The 17,713-nt window shown below is 67.2% G+C and carries 20 protein-coding genes; 7 read left to right on the top strand and 13 right to left on the bottom strand.

What is annotated here, in order from left to right; translation table 11 throughout:
- Nucleotides 1–4: 4 nt before the first annotated feature.
- The 3 genes from nrdI to NN4_RS06905 form a co-directional block, all read right to left on the bottom strand.
- A complete protein-coding gene (nrdI, locus tag NN4_RS06915) occupies nt 5–487 on the bottom strand; it encodes a class Ib ribonucleoside-diphosphate reductase assembly flavoprotein NrdI (protein ID WP_147129134.1) in 483 nt (160 codons plus the stop codon).
- Nucleotides 488–525: 38 nt separating this feature from the next.
- Nucleotides 526–759, bottom strand: a complete 234-nt coding sequence (locus NN4_RS06910) for a redoxin NrdH (protein WP_069163300.1) — start codon at nt 757–759, stop codon at nt 526–528.
- Nucleotides 760–1,148: 389 nt separating this feature from the next.
- A complete protein-coding gene (locus NN4_RS06905) occupies nt 1,149–1,718 on the bottom strand; it encodes an NAD(P)H-dependent oxidoreductase (RefSeq protein ID WP_147129133.1) in 570 nt (189 codons plus the stop codon).
- Between the two features lie 152 nt (nt 1,719–1,870).
- Between NN4_RS06905 and NN4_RS06900 the strand changes: the two genes are divergently transcribed.
- Nucleotides 1,871–2,467, top strand: a complete 597-nt coding sequence (locus NN4_RS06900) for a TetR/AcrR family transcriptional regulator (RefSeq protein ID WP_147129227.1) — start codon at nt 1,871–1,873, stop codon at nt 2,465–2,467.
- A gap of 22 nt (nt 2,468–2,489) precedes the next feature.
- Nucleotides 2,490–3,317 (top strand): NAD(+) synthase, encoded by an 828-nt coding sequence (gene nadE, locus NN4_RS06895; protein ID WP_147129132.1) that lies wholly within the window; start codon nt 2,490–2,492, stop codon nt 3,315–3,317.
- Between the two features lie 85 nt (nt 3,318–3,402).
- On the opposite strand, the gene NN4_RS06890 is transcribed toward nadE, so the two are convergent.
- From NN4_RS06890 to moaA, 6 genes are all read right to left on the bottom strand, one after another.
- Complete coding sequence (locus tag NN4_RS06890; RefSeq protein ID WP_147129131.1) at nt 3,403–4,005, bottom strand: methyltransferase family protein; 603 nt, start codon at nt 4,003–4,005, stop codon at nt 3,403–3,405.
- A 54-nt stretch (nt 4,006–4,059) separates the two neighbouring features.
- Nucleotides 4,060–5,331, bottom strand: coding sequence for an RNA polymerase sigma factor (locus NN4_RS06885; protein WP_147129130.1), 1,272 nt, complete (start codon nt 5,329–5,331; stop codon nt 4,060–4,062).
- A gap of 2 nt (nt 5,332–5,333) precedes the next feature.
- On the bottom strand, nt 5,334–6,020 hold the full coding sequence (locus NN4_RS06880; protein WP_246180745.1) for a YciI family protein: 687 nt from the start codon (nt 6,018–6,020) through the stop codon (nt 5,334–5,336).
- Nucleotides 6,021–6,188: 168 nt separating this feature from the next.
- Nucleotides 6,189–6,899: a YciI family protein gene (locus tag NN4_RS06875; RefSeq protein WP_147129128.1), complete on the bottom strand. Its 711-nt coding sequence runs from the start codon at nt 6,897–6,899 to the stop codon at nt 6,189–6,191.
- 92 nt (nt 6,900–6,991) lie between these two features.
- Nucleotides 6,992–7,234, bottom strand: a complete 243-nt coding sequence (locus NN4_RS06870) for a MoaD/ThiS family protein (RefSeq protein ID WP_147129127.1) — start codon at nt 7,232–7,234, stop codon at nt 6,992–6,994.
- The gene (gene moaA / locus NN4_RS06865; protein WP_246180744.1) at nt 7,227–8,285 is read right to left on the bottom strand and encodes a GTP 3',8-cyclase MoaA; all 1,059 of its coding nucleotides are present in this window, start codon (nt 8,283–8,285) and stop codon (nt 7,227–7,229) included. The genes NN4_RS06870 and moaA overlap by 8 nt, the downstream gene beginning before the upstream one ends.
- Nucleotides 8,286–8,423: 138 nt before the next feature.
- Here moaA and NN4_RS06860 point away from each other — a divergent pair, with 138 nt between their 5' ends.
- The 4 genes from NN4_RS06860 (at nt 8,424) to NN4_RS06845 (ending at nt 12,350) form a co-directional block, all read left to right on the top strand.
- Nucleotides 8,424–9,659, top strand: coding sequence for a molybdopterin molybdotransferase MoeA (locus NN4_RS06860; RefSeq protein ID WP_147129126.1), 1,236 nt, complete (start codon nt 8,424–8,426; stop codon nt 9,657–9,659).
- 24 nt (nt 9,660–9,683) lie between these two features.
- Entirely contained in the window at nt 9,684–10,832 is a 1,149-nt protein-coding gene (gene moaCB, locus NN4_RS06855; RefSeq protein ID WP_147129125.1) for a bifunctional molybdenum cofactor biosynthesis protein MoaC/MoaB, read from the top strand.
- Nucleotides 10,819–11,253, top strand: coding sequence for a molybdenum cofactor biosynthesis protein MoaE (locus NN4_RS06850; protein ID WP_135232657.1), 435 nt, complete (start codon nt 10,819–10,821; stop codon nt 11,251–11,253). The genes moaCB and NN4_RS06850 overlap by 14 nt, the downstream gene beginning before the upstream one ends.
- Nucleotides 11,254–11,342: 89 nt before the next feature.
- The gene (locus NN4_RS06845) at nt 11,343–12,350 is read left to right on the top strand and encodes an AraC family transcriptional regulator (protein WP_147129124.1); all 1,008 of its coding nucleotides are present in this window, start codon (nt 11,343–11,345) and stop codon (nt 12,348–12,350) included.
- Between the two features lie 85 nt (nt 12,351–12,435).
- Here the strand turns inward: NN4_RS06845 and NN4_RS06840 are convergent, their stop codons facing one another.
- The 3 genes from NN4_RS06840 to NN4_RS46850 form a co-directional block, all read right to left on the bottom strand.
- Nucleotides 12,436–12,627, bottom strand: coding sequence for a hypothetical protein (locus NN4_RS06840; protein WP_147129123.1), 192 nt, complete (start codon nt 12,625–12,627; stop codon nt 12,436–12,438).
- A gap of 193 nt (nt 12,628–12,820) precedes the next feature.
- Nucleotides 12,821–13,852, bottom strand: coding sequence for a CobW family GTP-binding protein (locus tag NN4_RS06835; protein WP_147129122.1), 1,032 nt, complete (start codon nt 13,850–13,852; stop codon nt 12,821–12,823).
- Between the two features lie 85 nt (nt 13,853–13,937).
- The gene (locus NN4_RS46850; RefSeq protein WP_371865627.1) at nt 13,938–15,728 is read right to left on the bottom strand and encodes an N-acetylmuramoyl-L-alanine amidase; all 1,791 of its coding nucleotides are present in this window, start codon (nt 15,726–15,728) and stop codon (nt 13,938–13,940) included.
- Between the two features lie 444 nt (nt 15,729–16,172).
- Between NN4_RS46850 and NN4_RS06820 the strand changes: the two genes are divergently transcribed.
- On the top strand, nt 16,173–16,490 hold the full coding sequence (locus NN4_RS06820) for a LuxR C-terminal-related transcriptional regulator (RefSeq protein WP_147129121.1): 318 nt from the start codon (nt 16,173–16,175) through the stop codon (nt 16,488–16,490).
- Between the two features lie 24 nt (nt 16,491–16,514).
- Here NN4_RS06820 and NN4_RS06815 read toward each other — a convergent pair whose 3' ends face one another.
- Nucleotides 16,515–17,684, bottom strand: a complete 1,170-nt coding sequence (locus tag NN4_RS06815; RefSeq protein WP_186818306.1) for a cytochrome P450 — start codon at nt 17,682–17,684, stop codon at nt 16,515–16,517.
- Nucleotides 17,685–17,713 lie beyond the last annotated feature (29 nt).

Below are 17,713 nucleotides of genomic sequence, written 5' to 3'. Positions count from 1 at the left end.
TGCTCTAAGCGAGCCGTTTTTCCGGCCGGTGCTGTCGTTGTTGTTGCCAAAACAATCCCAATCCTTCTCGGACGCGCTCGACGTCCTCGGCGGTTCCCATGAGTTCGAAGCGATACAGGTACGGCACGCCGCATTTGCGGGAGATCACGTCTCCCGCGTAGCAGTAGGTATCGCCGAAGTTCGTGTTTCCCGCCGCGACCACGCCGCGCAGCAGGGCGCGGTTGTGCGGGTCGTTGAGGAACTTGGCGACCTGCCGCGGCACGAAATCCTTGTCGGATCTGTTCCCACCCAGAACGTGCCGACCGCCCCCGTAGGTGGGGACGATCAGCACGAAGGGTTCGTCGACGCGCAGCGAATCGGCGGTGTGCAGTGGAATGCGAGTTGCCGGGAGACCCAGCTTCTCGACGAAGCGATGCGTGTTCTCCGAGGCGCTGGAGAAGTAGACCAGTGCCGGAGCGGCGGGACCGTAAGCATTGTCGTCGGACACGGTCACCTCTCCTCTCGGAGGACGGAGTGCGCGAGCGGTCAGGCCGCCACGGTGGCGAGCGACTTGATGCGATCGGGCCGGAAACCGGACCAGTGATCCTCACCGGCCACGACGACCGGGGCCTGCAGGTAGCCGAGGGCCATGACGTAGTCACGTGCCTCGTCGTTCTCGGAGATGTCGATCACCTCGTAGTCCACCCCGGCCTTGTCGAGCGCCTTGTAGGTGGCATTGCACTGGACGCAAGCGGGCTTGGTGTACACGGTGACGGTCATTGGTCTCCCTCTTCTCCTTGTGCCTGATCCACAGCCTGTGATCCGTATGTGCACGATCCGACCTTGCTGCGCAAACTCCTGGATCTGGCCGCGAATCCCCTGCTCAGCCCTTTCGGGCCGAGGCTCGCAGAGCGGGGTGTCATGCCGTCTTCCAGTACCGAAGACACTACACCTAGTGGCCGACAGATTCATCCGACACGACATGTTGCGAGTCACATTGGTGAAATTCGAACGCGGTAAGTACCTGGATGCTCGATTCGCAACCCGACACGACCGTGGTGCAGATCACAATTTCGTACCGTAGCTGATTTCCAGCAAACTCCCTGCGCAGACGAAGAGGGCCACCTCCACCGCGTGGAGATGACCCTCGAGAAGACCGGAGCGGAAGCTTACACGGCGGCCAATTCACCGCGAGTGGCCTGGACCAGCTCGTGCACGGTGGCGGCCAATTCCGTGAGCGCTTCGGCATCCTCACGCGGGTGTGTCGTGCCGAATCGCTCGCCGATCGTGGCGAAGTGCAGGTGCGCGGACTCCACCACGCGGGCACCCGCGACGCCGAGCACCTTGACCGTGTCGCCGTGCGCCCACTGCGCGGCGTTCGGGCTGATCGACGCGCTCACCACGGCGGCAGGCTTGTCCTTGATCGCGCCGACGCCGTACGGACGGGAGACCCAGTCGATGGCGTTCTTCAGCGCGCCCGGCAGGCTGCCGTTGTATTCGGGAGTCACGACGAGCAGACCGTCCGCTGCGGCGACAGCGTCACGCAGCGCCTGGGCCGCGGCGGGCACGGAACCCTCGGCATCGATGTCCTCGTTGTAGAAAGGAATATCGGCGAGACCTTCGAAGAGGGTGATCTCAACGCCCTCCGGCGAGGTTTGCACAGCGGTCTCGGCGAGCTGACGGTTGATAGAAGCGGCACGCAGGCTTCCGACGAGAGCGAGGATGCGGGTCTGACTCATGACGACTCCTGGTGTACTGAGTGGGTAGTGTCCGAACTTTCACTGACAGATAACCGGACCACGGTCCGATTACTTCCCGCGGAGATTGCGTGAGTGCTGTGAGCTACCCCATATCGGATCTCCCCGCCCCAGGGGAGCGTCCGCTGCTCGGCATCGGCGCGCCCCTTCCCGGCACGTCCGAACCCACCGAACGCGCCGACGCGGCACGCAACCGGCAGTTACTGCTCGACGCCGCGCAACAACTGGTGCGCGAGCAGGGGGTCGACGGGCTCACGATGGACGCGCTGGCCAAGCGGGCCGGGGTCGGCAAGGGCACCGTCTTCCGCCGGTTCGGTAGCCGGTCCGGACTGCTGATGGCGCTGCTGGATCACTCCGAACGCAAAGCCCAGCAGGCGTTCATGTTCGGGCCGCCGCCGCTGGGACCCGGTGCGGAGCCGGTGGAGCGGCTCGTCGCGTTCGGCCGCGCCCGCCTGCTCGACATCGATGTGGAGGGCGAGCTGTACCGAGCCGCGGAGATCGGCGAGGCGGGCGACCGCTACTCCGGCGCGCCCTACATGCTGCTCAAGGCGCACGTGACGGTGCTGCTGCGCGAGGCGAAAGTGCCCGGCGAGCTCGCGCTGGTCGCCGACAGCCTACTCAGCACACTCAGTGCCGCGCTCGTCATGCATCAGATGCGCGCGCAGGGGTATAGCCGCGATCAGATCGGCGACAACTGGGAAGCAATCGTTCGTCGCGTTGTCTCACGGTGAATCGACAGTAAAGTGGGCTGCCATGCGGAACCTGCGCGAACAGATCATCACCGAGTTGGGCGTTCAACCGAGCATCGAGCCGAAGGACGAGGTACGGCGCCGGGTCGATTTCCTCAAGGACTATCTGAACGCCACTCCCGCAAAGGGTTTCGTGCTCGGCATCAGCGGCGGGCAGGACAGCTCGCTGGCGGGCCGGTTGTGCCAGCTCGCGGTCGAGGAACTGCGGGCCGACGGCGCGGACGCGACGTTCGTCGCCGTGCGCCTGCCTTATGGCGTGCAGTCCGATGAGGCCGATGCGCGCGCCGCGCTGCGCTTCATCCAGCCGGACAAGACGGTATCGGTGAACGTGCGGCCGAGTGCGAACGCGACCGCGGGCGAGGTGGCCTCCGCCCTCAAGATCGACAAGCTGCGCGATTTCGTGCGCGGCAACATCAAGGCGCGCGAGCGCATGGTGATCCAGTACGCGATCGCCGGGCAGCAGAATCTGCTCGTGGTCGGTACCGACCACGCCGCGGAGGCGGTCACCGGTTTCTTCACCAAGTACGGCGACGGCGGCGTCGACCTCACCCCGCTGACCGGGCTCACCAAGCACCAGGGTGCGGCGCTGCTGCAGGAGCTCGGCGCTCCGGAGAGCATCTGGTCGAAGGTGCCCACCGCCGACCTGGAGGACGACAAGCCCTCGCTGCCCGACGAGGAGGCCCTCGGCCTCACCTACCGCGAGATCGACGACTACCTGGAGGGCAAGGACGTCACCGCCGAGGTCGCCGAGCGGATCGAGTCCATCTACCTCAACACCCGGCACAAGCGGACCGTCCCGGTCACCCCGCTCGACACCTGGTGGCGCGACTAGCCGACAACCGCACCACTTCTGATGTCCCGCACCGGGAATCGCATGCGATTGTCGGTGCGGGACATCGAAAGGTGTGCGGCTGGTCCTATCGCCTGCCGACGGCGGGTACGAAGCGGCCGACCTCAGCGACGTAGGAGCGGTAGTGGTCGCCGTGGACCTTGTGCAGGTACGGCTCCTCCACCACTCGTACCTGTAGTTCGATCGCGCCGACGAGTAGCAGGAAGCCCACCACCGCAACAGGATTGGGCACCATCAGCGTGACGCCTACCGCGAAGGTGAACATTCCGGTAAAGATCGGGTTGCGGACCAGGCCGAAGACGCCGGATCGCACCAGGGTCGTGCGCTCCGTGGCGTCGACGCCGATTCGCCAGGACTCCCCCATGTCTCGCTGCGCGTACAGCGTGCCCACGATGCCGGCTACTGCGACAACGACCCCGACCCAGGACACGAACTTCTTGTCCAGCAACGGAATCGGGTCCAGCACGTCCGTCAGCTGAAGTATCGGTGCGGCCAGCCCGACGGCGAAGGCCACGACGACCCCCACGCCGGCCAGCCATTCCAGCGAACCCGGGCGACCGCCGATGCCACGGAACCCGGTCGACCCCGTGCGGCGCCACTGCCACCAGCTCCGCCAGCCGAACGCCGCCGCGGCGAAGACCACATACAAAATCAGTGCGCCTACTGCCATCGCACTCTCCCTCCTTGTGTCGCCACCAGGATATATAGATGAATGCGCATGTGTCTATGGCTTTGTAAGATCTTGTCCCGCAGCTGTTTCTACTTGGGCGAGGCGCCGAGACAGGAAGCGGCGGACTTGCTCGTTGGCCGTGCGCTCCAGTGCGACGCGATAGTGCGTCACGGACTCCGCATGGCGCCCCGCGCGGCGAAGCAGGTCGGCGCGGGTCGCGGCGACGAGATGCGAGGCGACCAGGCGCGGATGGTCCGCGATCTCGTCGAGTGCGGCGAGACCGCTGTCGAACCCGCGCAGGAAGCCGACGGCGATCGCCCGATTCACCGCGACCATCGGCGAGTCCGAGTATCCGAGCAGCTCGTCGTAGCCGGATACTATTGCGGCCCAATCAGTTTGCTTCCACGTCGGCGCGGTGGCATGTGCGGCAGCAATCCTCGCTTGGGCAAGGTAGGGACCGGTACCGTCCGCGGCGGCGGAGACCAGACAGCGCAACCCCGCGGCGATCTGGGCCCGATTCCACGCGGACCGGTCCTGGTCCTCGATCGGCACCAATTCTCCTCCGGCACTGCGGCGTTGGTCTCTGCGGCTGTCATTGAGCAGCATCAGCGCGAGCAGTGCCCGCGCCTCCGGCTCGTCCGGCAGCAGCCCGCACAACAGTTTGCCGAGCCGAATCGCCTCGTCACACAGTTCATCTCGGACAGCGGCCGGTCCCGAGGTGGCGAAGTAGCCTTCGGTGAAGACCAGATAGACGCATGCCAGCACCACGGGCGTGCGTTCCGCCAGCAGGTGCGCGGGCGGCACCCGCAGCGGAATACCGGCCGACCTGATCTTCGCCTTCGCGCGGGTGAGACGTTGGGCCACAGTATGTTCCGGCTGCAGGAAACCTCGGGCGATCTCCGCCGTCCGCAGCCCGCACACCAGCCGCAGCGTCAGCGCGACCTGCGACTCGGGCGACAGCGCCGGATGGCAACAGGTGAAGATCATGCGCAGCTGATCGTCGGCCACCGGCGACACGTCCATCTCCTCGTTCGGCGCGCCGAGCGGACTCGGCGCGGTCAGCAGCACGGCGTCCTGCTCTTTGCCACCCCGGAGCGATTCACGCCGCAGCCGGTCCAGCGCGCGATTGCGCGCCGCGGTGGTGATCCAGGCGCCCGGATTCGACGGCACGCCCTGGCTCGGCCAGCTGCGCAGTGCGTCGGCGAACGCCTCGTGCACCGCGTCCTCGGCCAGCCCGATATCGCCGACCAGCCGGGCGAGCGTGGCCACGGCCCGGCCGAATTCGGCGCGGTAGACGCCGTCGATCGATGCGGCCGAGCCAGGCACGGTCAGAAGCCGACGTCGACGATGCGGCGAACTTCGGTACGCCCCTTCGCCCCGCGCGGAATCTCGGCCGCGATCTCCACGGCCTGTGCGGGGCCGGTCGCGGTGAAGACGTAGACGCCGTCGACTATTTCCGCGCCCTCGGTGTACGGCCCGTCGGTACGCAACAGTTGCCCGTCGCGCATCCGCACGGTGACCGCGGTCGCCGGTGGCCGCAATGCGCCGCCGCCACGGATCACGTCACCGACCTGTTCGCCGAACCGCTCGTGTTCGGCGACCGCAGCGGCCCATTCGGGGGTGTCCGGTTCGATCACGTCGCTCTCCCACAGCAGCGCGGTCCACCAGTCGGCGCCCGGCTGCTCGTGCGGCGTCCACATCGCCATCGGACGCACCTCGACCGAACCCCGCGCGGCCGTCGGAATCCGACCGGCGAGTTCGACGGCCGTGTCCAGATCCGGGCAGTCGAAGACATAGAAGCCGCCGACCACCTCCGATTGCTCGGTGAACGGCCCGTCGGTGACCAAGAGTTGGTCCCCGTCGCGCCGGACATTGATCGCCGTGTCCACCGGGAACAGCGGCGCGCCGCCCGCGATCGCCGCCGCGGCCTGCTCCTGGAATGCCGCGTACTTCTCGACACCTGCGGCGAACTCGGGTGTGCCCGGCTTGTTGGCGGGGTCTGACTCGCTGCTCACGATCGTCGCAAAGTAGTGCATGGTCGCCCAACCTTCCTCGAATAGAGGGGTCCGATACCCGTCCCTACCCAGACGACGAACGGTGCGTGCATTTTTCTACTTGCCCTACGCCGCGCAGGTAGACCGATCGAGACGCGCGGCCGGAACCGTCGAAAAAAATCGGCACTGTCACTCTTCGAGGTCGACGAGGTGACGCAGTTCCACCCGTCCGGTCGCGCCACACGGAATCCGGGCGGCGATCTCGGTCGCCTCGGCCTGGTCTTTCGCCACGAACATATACAGTCCGTCGATCACCTCGGCCTCGGCGAAGGGTCCGTCGGTGAGCAGCAATCGGCCGTCCCGGACCCGCACCGTGGTCGCGGTTGTCGGCGGCTGCACCGCGCCGCTGCCGCGCAACGCCGCCGCAGCGGCCGTACCGAACTCCTGATGCAGGGCCACCGCCGGATCCCATTCGGGTGTGCCCGGCGCGATGACGTTCTCCGGCCGCTCCCAGAGCAGCGCGAGCCACCAGTCCGCGCCCGGCAGGCCTTGCGACTGCCACTGGATCATCGGTCGCAGTTCGACCGCACCCTGTTCGGCCGCGGGTGCCTGGCGTGCGAGCTGGATGGCGTCGTCGAGATCCTTGCAGTCGAACACGATGAAGCCGCCGACCACCTCGGCCTGCTCGGTGAACGGACCGTCGGTGATGAGCGTGCGGCCGCCGGCGTGCCGGATGTTGACCGCGGTCTCCACCGGATACAGCGGAGCGCCGCCGGCGATCGCCGCACCCGCGTTCGCCTCGAACACCTCGTACTTCTCGACCTCGGCCACGAACTCCGGCGAGCCGGGCTCCACCTCCGGCTCGTCGCCGCGTCCTACCAATGTCGCCAGGTAGTGCATGATCGTCATCCTTCCCGGAATCCGAGGAGTCCGATACCCCTCGCTACCTGGACGACGAACGCGACAGTGGTTTCTCTACATGCGGTACCCGGTCACCCGCCTGCGAACGGTGGCAGCACATCCACCTGCGGCGTCAACGCCATCTTCGGATCGCGGGTCAGCTCGTCACCGACCAGATAGGCGCAGGCGGACAGCATCTTGTCCAGATCCGGCCCATACGAGGCGGACAGCATCGAGCGCAGGTCGGCGACGGTGGCGCCGACCGGGAACTCGAGCGTCTCGCGGTCCTTGCCGACGGCGTCGGCGATGGCGGCGAAATAGCGGATCTCAACCACCGATAGCTCCCATCGTGCGTTCCGGCGGGACGAAGCCCTCGGCGTCGATGCCGTGACCCGCCCACTTGTTCCACATCGCGCCGCGCCACAGCGTGGCGAGTTCGGCATCGTCGGCGCCGGCGCGCAGGGCCTGGCGCAGGTCGTATTCCTGGTCGCTGAACAGGCAGGAGCGCAGCATGCCGTCGGCGGTGAGGCGGGTGCGGTCGCAGGTATCGCAGAACTTGCGGGTGACCGAGGCGATGATCCCGACGGTGCCGGGGCCGCCGTCGACCAGCCACGTCTCGGCGGGAGCGGACGGGTCGGCGCGGCCTGCCGCGGTGAGCTCGAAACGAGCGCCGAGCACGTCGAGCAGTTCGGCGGCGGTGACCATGTTGGCGCGCGCCCATTCATGGTCGGCGTCGAGCGGCATCTCCTCGATGAACCGCAGCGCGCACTGCTCGTCCAGGCACCATTGCAGCAGATCCGCCGCGCCGGACAGCGTTTCGCGCATGAGCACGGCGTTCACCTTGACCGGGGCCAGCCCGGCATCGCGGGCGGCCCGAATGCCTGCCAGCGCGGAGCCGAGCCGGTCGCGGCGGGTCAGCTTGGCGAACCCGGCCCGGTCGACCGTGTCCAGCGAGACGTTCACCCGGTGCAGCCCGGCGGCGGCGAGCGCGCGGGCGCGATGCTCGAGCCCGACGCCGTTCGTGGTCATCGCCAGCGGCGTGTCCGGCACCTGTTCGTGACAGCCCGCGATGATCTGTTCGAGGTCGCGCCGCATCAACGGCTCGCCGCCGGTGAACCGGACCTCCTGCACCCCGAGCTCGCGGACCGCCAGGGTCACCAGGCGCACGATCTCCGCGACGGTCAGCAGCTCGTCCTTCGGTATCGCGGGCAGCCCTTCCTCAGGCATGCAGTACGTACAGCGCAGCGAGCACTTCTCGGTGATGGACACGCGCAGATCGCGGGCCACCCGGCCGAATCGGTCCAGCAGGAAGGGCGTATCGGGGCGCCCATCGAGCGAGGGACGCCCGGAACGCACGGCAGGTATCCCCATCTCGACCAGAGTCACCTGTCCATTATGACCTTTGCTCGCCGTTGGTCAGTCGCGGAAGGTACGGAATCGCGCACTGCACGCACCTTGCGATTGTGAGGTTCGCACAAGCCGGACAGCCTATTGACGCCGTTGCACGGACGTTACGCTTGCCGAATGAACCCTCGGCCTGCCAGCGTCTCGGCCCGGCCCGTCGACGAGTACCGGGACAGCATCGAACAGCTGCTGCGGCCACTGGCCGCGCGCTCGGTCGAAGCCGCCTCGGTACCCGCCGCACTGGGCAGGCAGCTCGCCGACGATGTCCGTTCGCCGGTCGACCTGCCGGTGTTCCGTAATTCGGCGATGGACGGCTACGCGGTGCGCGCCGAGTCCGTGGCGGCCGCACCGGTAACGCTGCGGCTGGCCGGGATCGTCGCGGCGGGCAATGCCGGACAGACACCGCTGCCGCCCGGCGCCGCGATCAAGGTGATGACGGGCGCGCCGATCCCACCCGGCGCGGACTGTGTGGTCCCGGTCGAAGACACCCACGCCGACGACGGCACCGTCACCATCGAACGTGGGCGCGGCACCGGCGAATTCGTGCGCGAGGCGGGCACCGATGTGCGAGCCGGTGACCTGCTCATCGACGCGGGCACCAGGCTCGAGCCGCGGCACATCGCGGCGCTCGCGGCGGTCGGCTTGCCCACCGTGTCGGTGTTCAGCGCGGTGCGCGCGGCGGTCATCACCACCGGCGACGAACTGGTCCCGGCGGGAAGTGCGCTGCGCCCCGGGCAGATCTACAACTCCAACGGCATCGCGCTGGCCGCCGCGCTCACCGCGAACGGGGTCGACGTCGTCTCGGTCGAGCACAGCACCGACGATCCCGACCAGTTCCGCAAGCTGCTGGGCGCCGCGACCGACTCCGCCGATGTGGTGTTCACCTCCGGCGGCGTGTCCAAGGGCGACTTCGAGGTGGTCAAGGATGTCCTCGCGCCGCTCGGCGGACTGTTCGGCTCGGTCGCCATGCAGCCCGGCGGGCCGCAGGGGCTGACCGTCGTCGATGGTGTTCCGGTGCTGAGTTTTCCCGGTAATCCGGTGAGCACCATGGTGTCGTTCGAGGTGTTCGCCCGGCCGATACTGCGTCGCCTCGCGGGGCTGGCGCCGGTCGACAGCTACGAGCTGCCGCTGCGCAACGAGGTGGCCCGCTCGCCGGAGGGCAAGCGACAGTTCCTGCGCGGCAAGCTGATTCGCGCGAAGTCCGACCACCTCTGCACGCCGGACGCGGTGGAGTTGGTGTCCGGGCCCGGATCGCATCTCGTCGCGGGGATGGCCTGGGCGGACGTGCTCATCGACGTTCCGGCCGAGGTCACCGCGCTGCCCGCGGGCAGCGCTGTGCGAGTGTGGTCGCTGTGATCCGCCGTGTCCCAGGAGTATTCGATGAGTGAGTTGTCCCATGTGGACGGCGAAGGCCGGGCCCGCATGGTCGACGTGAGCGCCAAGTCCGACACCACCCGGATCGCGGTGGCCGCCGGAGAGCTGCTGACCACCGCCGAGGTGATCGCGCTGGTGCGCGCCGACGACATGCCCAAGGCCGACGTGCTGTCCACCGCACGGATCGCGGGCATCGCCGGTGCGAAGAAGACCTCGGAACTGATCCCGCTGTGTCACCAGCTGGCGCTGTCCTCGGTGAAGGTCGAGTTCGGTTTCACCGACAGCTCGATCACCATCGAGGCGACCGCGAAGACCAAGGGGCCCACCGGCGTCGAGATGGAGGCGTTGACCGCCGTTGCGGTGGCCGGGCTGACGCTGCACGACATGGTGAAGGCGGTCGATCCGGCGGCGACGCTGAACGGAGTGCGGCTGCTCACCAAAGAGGGTGGCAAGCACGGGCACTGGGTGCGGCCGGATTCCGATGCCGATGATGCCGACTCCATCGGGCATGTCGGCAAGGCCCGCGAGTCCAGTTCCGCAGCAGGCGGCCATCATTCAGCTCCCCCGACCTCGGAGTCCGCCCAGAGTGCTTCCAGCCCAGCACATCTGGCCGAAACCGAAGTCGAAGCGAGCGATGCGAAAACCCAACCTGCGCAAAGCTTTATCGAAGCCAACTCGCCCTCTGCCGTCGTCCTCGTCGCCTCGACCGGCGCCGCCGCGGGCACCCGCATCGACACCACCGGCCCCGTGCTCGCGGAATGGCTTGCCGGACTCGGCTTCTCGGTGCGCGGACCGCTGGTCTACGCGGACGCCGACATCGCCGTCGGTTTGGCCGACGCGCTGCGCCTCGAACCGGCGCTGGTGATCAGCACCGGCGGCACCGGCGCCTCCCCCACCGATGCCACCCCCGAGGCCACCCTCGCCGTGCTGACCCGCGAACTGCCCGGCGTCGCCGAGGCCATTCGCCAGCGCGGCACCGCGAAGTTCCCGCTGGCCGCGCTCAGCCGCGGCGTGGCCGGACTGGCCGGTCGATCTGTGGTCGTCAACCTGCCGGGCTCCCCCGGCGGCGTCAAAGACGGCATCGCGGTGCTCGAACCGCTGCTCGATCATCTGCTCGCGCAAGTCGCCGGAGGCGGAAACCATGACAACAACTGAGCCCACCGTCCGGCTGGCCCGGATCAGCGACCAGCCGCTGGACCCCGCTGCGGTCGAGGCGGCGGTGACCGGCCCGCACTACGGCGCCGTCGTGGTGTTCACCGGCAAGGTGCGCGACCACGATGGCGGACAAGCCGTCTCCGCGCTGGAGTACTCCGCGCATCCCGATGCCGAGCGCTTCCTGCACAAGATCTGCGCCGAGCTGGCCGAGTCCTCGGGTGTACCGGTGGCCGCCGTGCACCGGGTCGGCGCGCTGACCATCGGTGACGCGGCGATCGTCGTCGCGGTCGCCGCCGCACACCGCGCCGAGGCCTTCACCGCCTGCGCCGAGCTGGTGGACCGGATCAAGCACGATGTGCCGATCTGGAAAAGGCAGTTGTTCGCCGACGGGCTATCCGAATGGGTCAACGCGTGCGGTTAACCAAGCCGTGACATGAACCCCATGACGAATCAACACGCTGGCGATAGCGTTGCCGCACACACAGTTCGGCGGCGGCGCGGGAGGACGCGATGGGCACCGATCAGGTTTTGCTGCACCGGTTCGTCATCTCTCAGCTCAGCGCGGCCGGTCTCGATCGAGATCGGCTGATCCGCGAGACCGGGCTGCCCGAGTGGACGATGGCCGGGGCCGACGTGCACCTGCCGAGCCATACCTTCTCCCGGCTGTGGGAACTCGGCGAGCACGGCCTCGGCGATCCGGACGTCGCGCTGAACGTGGCCCGGCGCTATCAACTGCCGACCCTCGGCCTGTACGACTACCTGTTCTCCACCGCCCCCACCCTCGGCGCGGGCCTGGCGACCTGCGGGCCGTACGTCACCGCGGTCACCACCAACCATCGCTTCGACCTGATCGCCGAGAACGACGGCGAAGTGACGCTCTATCTCGACATGATCCGAGGTGAGGGCCGCGGCCGCGACCTCACCCAGCTGTGGGGCTTGGCCGCCGTGCTCAGCCGTGCTCGACGGGTGGTCCGCGAGCCGGTTGTCCCGCTGCGGGTTTCGCTGCGCCAGTCCGCACCCGCCAGAGTGGACACGTTCGTGGAGGTGTTCGGCACCACCGCTATCGATTTCGACGCTCCGGTGGACGCGATCGTCTTCCGCGCAGCGGACATGGAGCTGCCGCTGACCACCAGCGATCCGGTGCTCGCCGCGATTCTGCAGCCGCTGGCCGAGGCCTTGCCGCCACCGCCGCCGCTGGCCACCGCCTGGCCGGAGCGGGTCGCGGCGGCGCTGGCCGACGCGCTGGAAACCGGTGACGTCTCGCTCGATCAGGTGGCGCGCAGGCTGGCCACCAGCCCGCGCACGCTGCAACGCAGGCTGATGGAGGCGGGCACGACGTGGCGGCGGGAACTGGATCGGGCGCGTACGGCCCGGCTCAGCGAAGCGACGTCCGGCGGACCGCTCAGCCGATCACGTCAGGCCGAGTTGCTCGGCTACTCCGATGCGGGGTCGATGCGGCGCGCGGCGCGACGGTGGTCCCTGACGCCGCGCGTGCGGCAGGCTGCCGCCTTCGACTAGGCGGCGATCCAGGCCCGGATTCGACATAGGGCCGACCGGCAATTCGACACAACCCGGCTGGGAGTCGGCGCAGCGCCTTGTGCTCTCACGACTTCAGGAAGCGCGCCACGATCCCCCAGAACGTGGCGTTCTCGATCGCGCGGAAATTCCAGCTGTTGGCGACGGCATGTGACTCGGCCACGATCCCCGGAACGTCGAAGTCGTCGCGCGTGGCAGTGCCTTTGGCCTCCAGCACTTCGATCACGTACGCGGTGGCGCTCTCCAACGAATCTGACACGGAAAACTCCCATCGGTCGCAGAACGAAACGTCTCGATCATGATTCGGTGCGCCGACCCGACACCACGCACGGCAAGTTCGCACCATTGCGCACGTGCCGACGCGGCGGGCACCAGGACAGTCTCGTGTCCGCCCGGCGCCGCCGCCAGCACCGAACGCGCCAGTTTCGGACCGAACGCGCCAACCTCGTCGGTCAATGCGGCGTATAGCGCCACACACCCAGCAAGGTCTGCGGATCGAGCGGGTCGTCGTCGAGGTACACGGCGTCCTGCAACCGCTTCAGCGCAAGGTCGATGTCCAGGCCGGCCCCGATCAGCACCAACTGGGTCGTGCGGGATTCGCCGCGCGCCCAGTTCTCCGGCTCGAACACCAGGTGCCTGCCGACCAGGTGGAACACGAACTTCCGGCGCTCATCGGCGATGGGGAAGGCGACGAAGCCCTTGGCGCGGAACAGGCCGGGCGGCGGATCCTCCAGGAAACCGATCAGGCCGCGCGGGTCCAGCGGGCGTTCGCTGGTGAAGGAGACGGTGACGTAGTCGTCGTGCAGATGGTGATGCTCGATGTGGTCGTGATCGTGGTCGTCGAGCAGCTCGTCGAAGCTCAATTGCTCGGCGACCCGTGCGGTTTCGCGCATCGGCTCGTCGAACAGCAGGCCGGGCTCGATGCGACCGTGCGTGGTCGCGTACACCGGCACCTGCCCGATCAGCTCCGCGATGTCCTGCCGCAAGGTGTTCACCTGCGCGGCGGGCACCCGGTCGGCCTTGTTGACCATCACCAGGTCCGCGAGCCGCAGATGCGTGGTCAGCTCCGGATGGCGCGCACTGCTCTCCGGGAACTGCTCGGCATCGACCACCTCCACCAGCCCGCCGTATCGGATGCGCGGATTCTCGCTGCCCACCACCATCCGGATGAGATTGCGCGGCTCGGCCAGCCCGCTGGCCTCCACCACGATCACGTCGATCTTGGCGCGCGGCTGCGCGAGCCGAGTGAACAGGTCGTCCAACTCGCCGACGTCGACCGCACAGCAGACACAGCCGTTGCCGAGCGAGACCATCGCGTCGACCTGACCGGCGACCAGCATCGAGTCGATATTGATCGCGCCGAAGTCGTTCACGACCACGCCGATTCGGGTGCCGCGGCTGTTGCGCAGCAGGTGGTTGAGCAGCGTTGTTTTCCCGGAACCGAGAAACCCAGCGACGATGACAACAGGAATCCGGTCAGCCACGCCGACCACCCTACTGCGCGGCGCGACGGCCTCGGGAAAGCCGAACGTCACCCTCGGCGAGGGTGACGTCCGGTCGTTGCTGGGGTTACTTGGCGGGAGCGATGAACTTCGCCGCCAAGGCGTAGGCGAGGTTGATCAGCTCGGCGGTGACCATGTTGTTGTCCACGCCGAGCGCCTTCGCCAACGGCATCAGCATGGTCAGCACCATGTCCATGATCTCGCGGACGGCGGACATGTCGGTCGACTCGTCCACTGGTGGTTTGGTTCCCGGCAGGCTCGGGTTCTGCTGGGTGCCCGGTGTGGTCGGCGACTGCTGGGTGCCCGGCGCGGTCGGCGACTGCTGGGTGCCCGGGCCCGGGGTGAACGGCGAGGACTGACCTTGCGGTGCGGTCTGCGCCTGCGGTGCCGGTGCGGACTGTCCGGGCGGATCAATCGACGCCGGAGACGGTTGCCACTGCGGCGAGTTCGGTTGCGGAGCGGCCTGCGGTGCCGGCGCCGATTGCGCGGGCGGCTCGGTCGATGCCGGATGCGGCTGGAGCTGCGGCGAGTTCGGTTGCGGAGCGGCCTGCGGTACCGGCGCCGATTGCGCGGGCGGCTCGGTCGCCGCCGGATGTGACTGGAGCTGCGGCGGATTCGATGCCAACTGCGGTTCGATCGCTGGCGGAGACGGCTGCGACGGTGAGTCGGCCGGTGGGAGCGCCAGTTCCTGCGGTGCCGTCTGCATCGGTGGTACGGCCTGGGCCTGCGGGTCCGGTACTGCCTGCGGTACAGCTTGGGCCTGCGGGTCCAGCGCGACCTGCGGCGCCGCCAGGGCCTGCGAGTCCAGCGCAGCCTGCGGCGCGGCCTCAGCCTGCGGGTCCAGCGCAGCCTGCGGTGCCGCCTCAGCCTGCGGGTCCAGCGCGGCCTGCGGTACAGCTTGTGCCGGCAGGTCCGGCGCAGTCTGCGGTGCGGGTTCGACCGCGGCAGGCTGTGGTGCTGGTATCCCAACCGCAGGCTCGGTCGCCGCCGGCTGCGGCACGGGTGCCGCGACAGGCTGCTCGCCCGCCACATTCGGCGTCACCGCTTGCGGGCCGAGCAGATAACTCACGAGCCCGGTGGTGATGGCGACGGCGTGCCTGAGCTGTCCTTCCTGGCTCTCCAGCAGCGCGGCGTCCTCGGCGTTGGCCCCGTTACCCATCTCGAGGAACACATCGGGTACCGCGGTGAGCGCGGGCCCGGCGACATCCCGGCGCGACTGCAAACCGTGCGGGCTCGCGTACGCCGCAGGCACGAATCCGGCCTGCACGTACGCGTCGCGCATCGCGGTCGAGGCGGCCAGCCCGGCAGTGGACTGGATGTGGTTGATCGTCGGGTCGGGAATGGGCAGCTCGGGCACGATCAGATGGAAGCCGCGCTGGTCGGCGGGCGCGCTGTCGGCGTGAATGCTCACCGCGACGGCGGCGCCGGATTCGTTGGCGGCCCTGGCACGGTCGTCGATGCAGCCGCCCCAGCCCACGTCGTCCTGGCGGCTCAGCACCACCTGCGCGCCGAGTTGCTCCAGCGAGGTCTTCACCAGCTGCGCGACATTCCAGTTGATGGTGTGCTCGGGCACGCCGTGCACCGTGGTCATGCCGGTCGTCTGGCAGTCCTTCATGCCGCCGCGTCCGTCGCTGACCTGCTTGACGACGTTCTCGCCGTGTCCGGATCCTTGATGGCCGGGATCGACGAACACGGTCTTGCCCGCGAGTTTGGTCGCCGCCTCCGACTGCGCCGGAGTGGCGGTAGCGGTGCCCGGAACCACACCGGACAGCGTCACCGTGACCGCGGCCGTGACGGCGGACCCGAGGCCGGCCCGGACGATGCCTGATTTCGCAAAGAACGCCTGGTAGATAGACAAAGCAGCTCCCTAGTCCCGTGATGGTCCCGTGAGCCGTTCCAGCCCGTCGAGCTAAGCGGAATCGCTCTCGGTGTTACTGCTGGTGCTGTTGTTACAGGAGAGCATAGCGTCTACCGGCTGGCGAGTCCGCGACTCGTGACCTCGAAGAGATGCGCATGCGCCTTCCCCAGGCAAGTGACGAACAAGTCGCTTCGGCACGGTCTTCGCAGCGGCGTCGGCATCAGCGCGGACGGGTACTGCCGGCGAACGTCGGGCCCGCGAACGAGTCGAAGATACCGATACGAGATGTCTTTTTCGACTTCTCATCAATACACAGGCCGATACGGAATAGGTTCGCGAACTGGATCGAACTATCGGTCAACCCCCGGAAAGTGTTGTCTATAAAGGCTCTTCAAATGCTGCTAACGTTTCGAGCTAGCCTGGTCACCAACCCAGCGGAGGGCAGTGGCGCACCTCGGCGCAGGTCAGCGGAAGAAGATATACATGCATTACCAAGCTTCCGGCAGTTTATCTCGCCAGGAATTCGAGATGCTGCGCGCGCTATCGACCGGCAGCCGGGATGAAGTCGTCGCACGGACCATGAATGTGAGCGTCCGAACGATGCGGCGGCGGTTCGCCGAAATCATGGACGATCTGCAAGCGCACACACGCTTCCAGGCGGGATTCATGGTCGCCCGAGCAGGGTGGTTGCCCGGCTACGGAGTCGAATGCTCCTTCACTTTGACAGATTCACACCTCGACCTGCGCTTCCATGAGTTCTAGCTACTGCAGAGGGTCGTAATGCAATCATCCGGCTGCAGGAATGAATCGCACAGGCAATTCAGCGAGACTTCGCACGGTAGCCGTACGCTTACGGATCGGAATGCCGGCCAGTTGCAACTCCGCAGGATGACGCAGCAACGTACGTATCAGCACCTGAAGAACTATTTTGGTGAACAGGTTTCCGATACATGAGTGCGGACCGCGGCCGAACGAAAGATGCTTGTTCGGCGACCTGTCCAGGAGTAGCGTGTCCGGATCCTGGAACTCCGCTGGATCTCGATTCGCCGATCCGAACAGCATGAGAACGATCTGACCAGCCTCTACCACGGTATCGTGAATCAATGTCGTTTCCGTAGCTGCCCTACTGGTGCCCTGTACCGAGGAATCGTATCTCATCAGCTCTTCGAACCCGGTGGAGATTATTTTGGGATCACGCATACGTTCGATAGATCCGGGATGCTCCAAGAGGGCGAGCATCATGTTGCCCGCGCCGGCTACGATCGAGCTGTACCCGGATTGGAAAACGATTCTCGTCGTATTCCTGATATAGGGCTCCGGCAGGTCTGTGAAAACCTTTGTTCTGGTTACTTCCGACAGCAGTCCAGGTCTGGGATCGGCCGCGAACCATGCATCGACCAGTTCGTTCAGCCGGGCACGCGCCGCAACGCCGGCCGACTTGACCGAGGGATCCAGCCCGGCGTCCATGCTGCGCACAATGGCGTCGGAGATGGCGTCGTACAGGTCCAGGGCCGGGCACGGGGTCCCGACCAGGTCGGACACCGTGCGCAACGCCAAGGGGGCGATAATGCGGTGGATCATGTCGAACTCCTCGCCCGCTGTCACGGAGTTCAGCAAGGACTCCGCGGTGTTCTCCGCTCGACGCGTGAGGCCTGCGAGATCTTGTGCCCGCAGCGCATTGGTGAACAGGCTTCGCAGTGGGCCATGATCCGGTGGATCGAGAAGTTGCAGGCCGAGTTGGGGGTCCGGCACGTCCTTTCCGATTCGTCGCCAGTCGGAGGCGAAAACGCCGTTGTTGCGCAGAACAGCCTGGCAATCACTGTAGTGGGTGAGGACCCAGCAGTGCATCCGTTCATGCCAGAATATCGGGCCGGCGGACCGGAGTTCCGCGTACACGGGATAAGGATTATCCAGCACAGCGGGATCCAGTGGATCGTACGCGAGTATTTTCGTCACACCAGCTCCTGAGGTGGCGAGTAATGATC

Origin of the sequence: Nocardia ninae NBRC 108245 (assembly GCF_007990755.1) — a bacterium.
Lineage (GTDB): Bacteria > Actinomycetota > Actinomycetes > Mycobacteriales > Mycobacteriaceae > Nocardia > Nocardia ninae.
The sequence above is the reverse complement of the archived record's forward strand: the minus strand, read 5'-3'. Positions and strand labels throughout refer to the sequence as shown.

Excerpts from the sequence above, each read along its gene's own strand:
- NN4_RS06905 (WP_147129133.1), bottom strand. The coding sequence starts at position 1,718 with ATGAGTCAGACCCGCATCCTCGCTCTCGTCGGAAGCCTGCGTGCCGCT.
- moaCB (WP_147129125.1), top strand. The coding sequence starts at position 9,684 with ATGAGTGAGTTGTCCCATGTGGACGGCGAAGGCCGGGCCCGCATGGTC.
- NN4_RS06875 (WP_147129128.1), bottom strand. The coding sequence starts at position 6,899 with ATGCACTACCTGGCGACATTGGTAGGACGCGGCGACGAGCCGGAGGTG.
- NN4_RS06890 (WP_147129131.1), bottom strand. The coding sequence starts at position 4,005 with ATGGCAGTAGGCGCACTGATTTTGTATGTGGTCTTCGCCGCGGCGGCG.
- NN4_RS06860 (WP_147129126.1), top strand. The coding sequence starts at position 8,424 with ATGAACCCTCGGCCTGCCAGCGTCTCGGCCCGGCCCGTCGACGAGTAC.
- NN4_RS06845 (WP_147129124.1), top strand. The coding sequence starts at position 11,343 with ATGGGCACCGATCAGGTTTTGCTGCACCGGTTCGTCATCTCTCAGCTC.
- NN4_RS06850 (WP_135232657.1), top strand. The coding sequence starts at position 10,819 with ATGACAACAACTGAGCCCACCGTCCGGCTGGCCCGGATCAGCGACCAG.
- nadE (WP_147129132.1), top strand. The coding sequence starts at position 2,490 with ATGCGGAACCTGCGCGAACAGATCATCACCGAGTTGGGCGTTCAACCG.
- NN4_RS06910 (WP_069163300.1), bottom strand. The coding sequence starts at position 759 with ATGACCGTCACCGTGTACACCAAGCCCGCTTGCGTCCAGTGCAATGCC.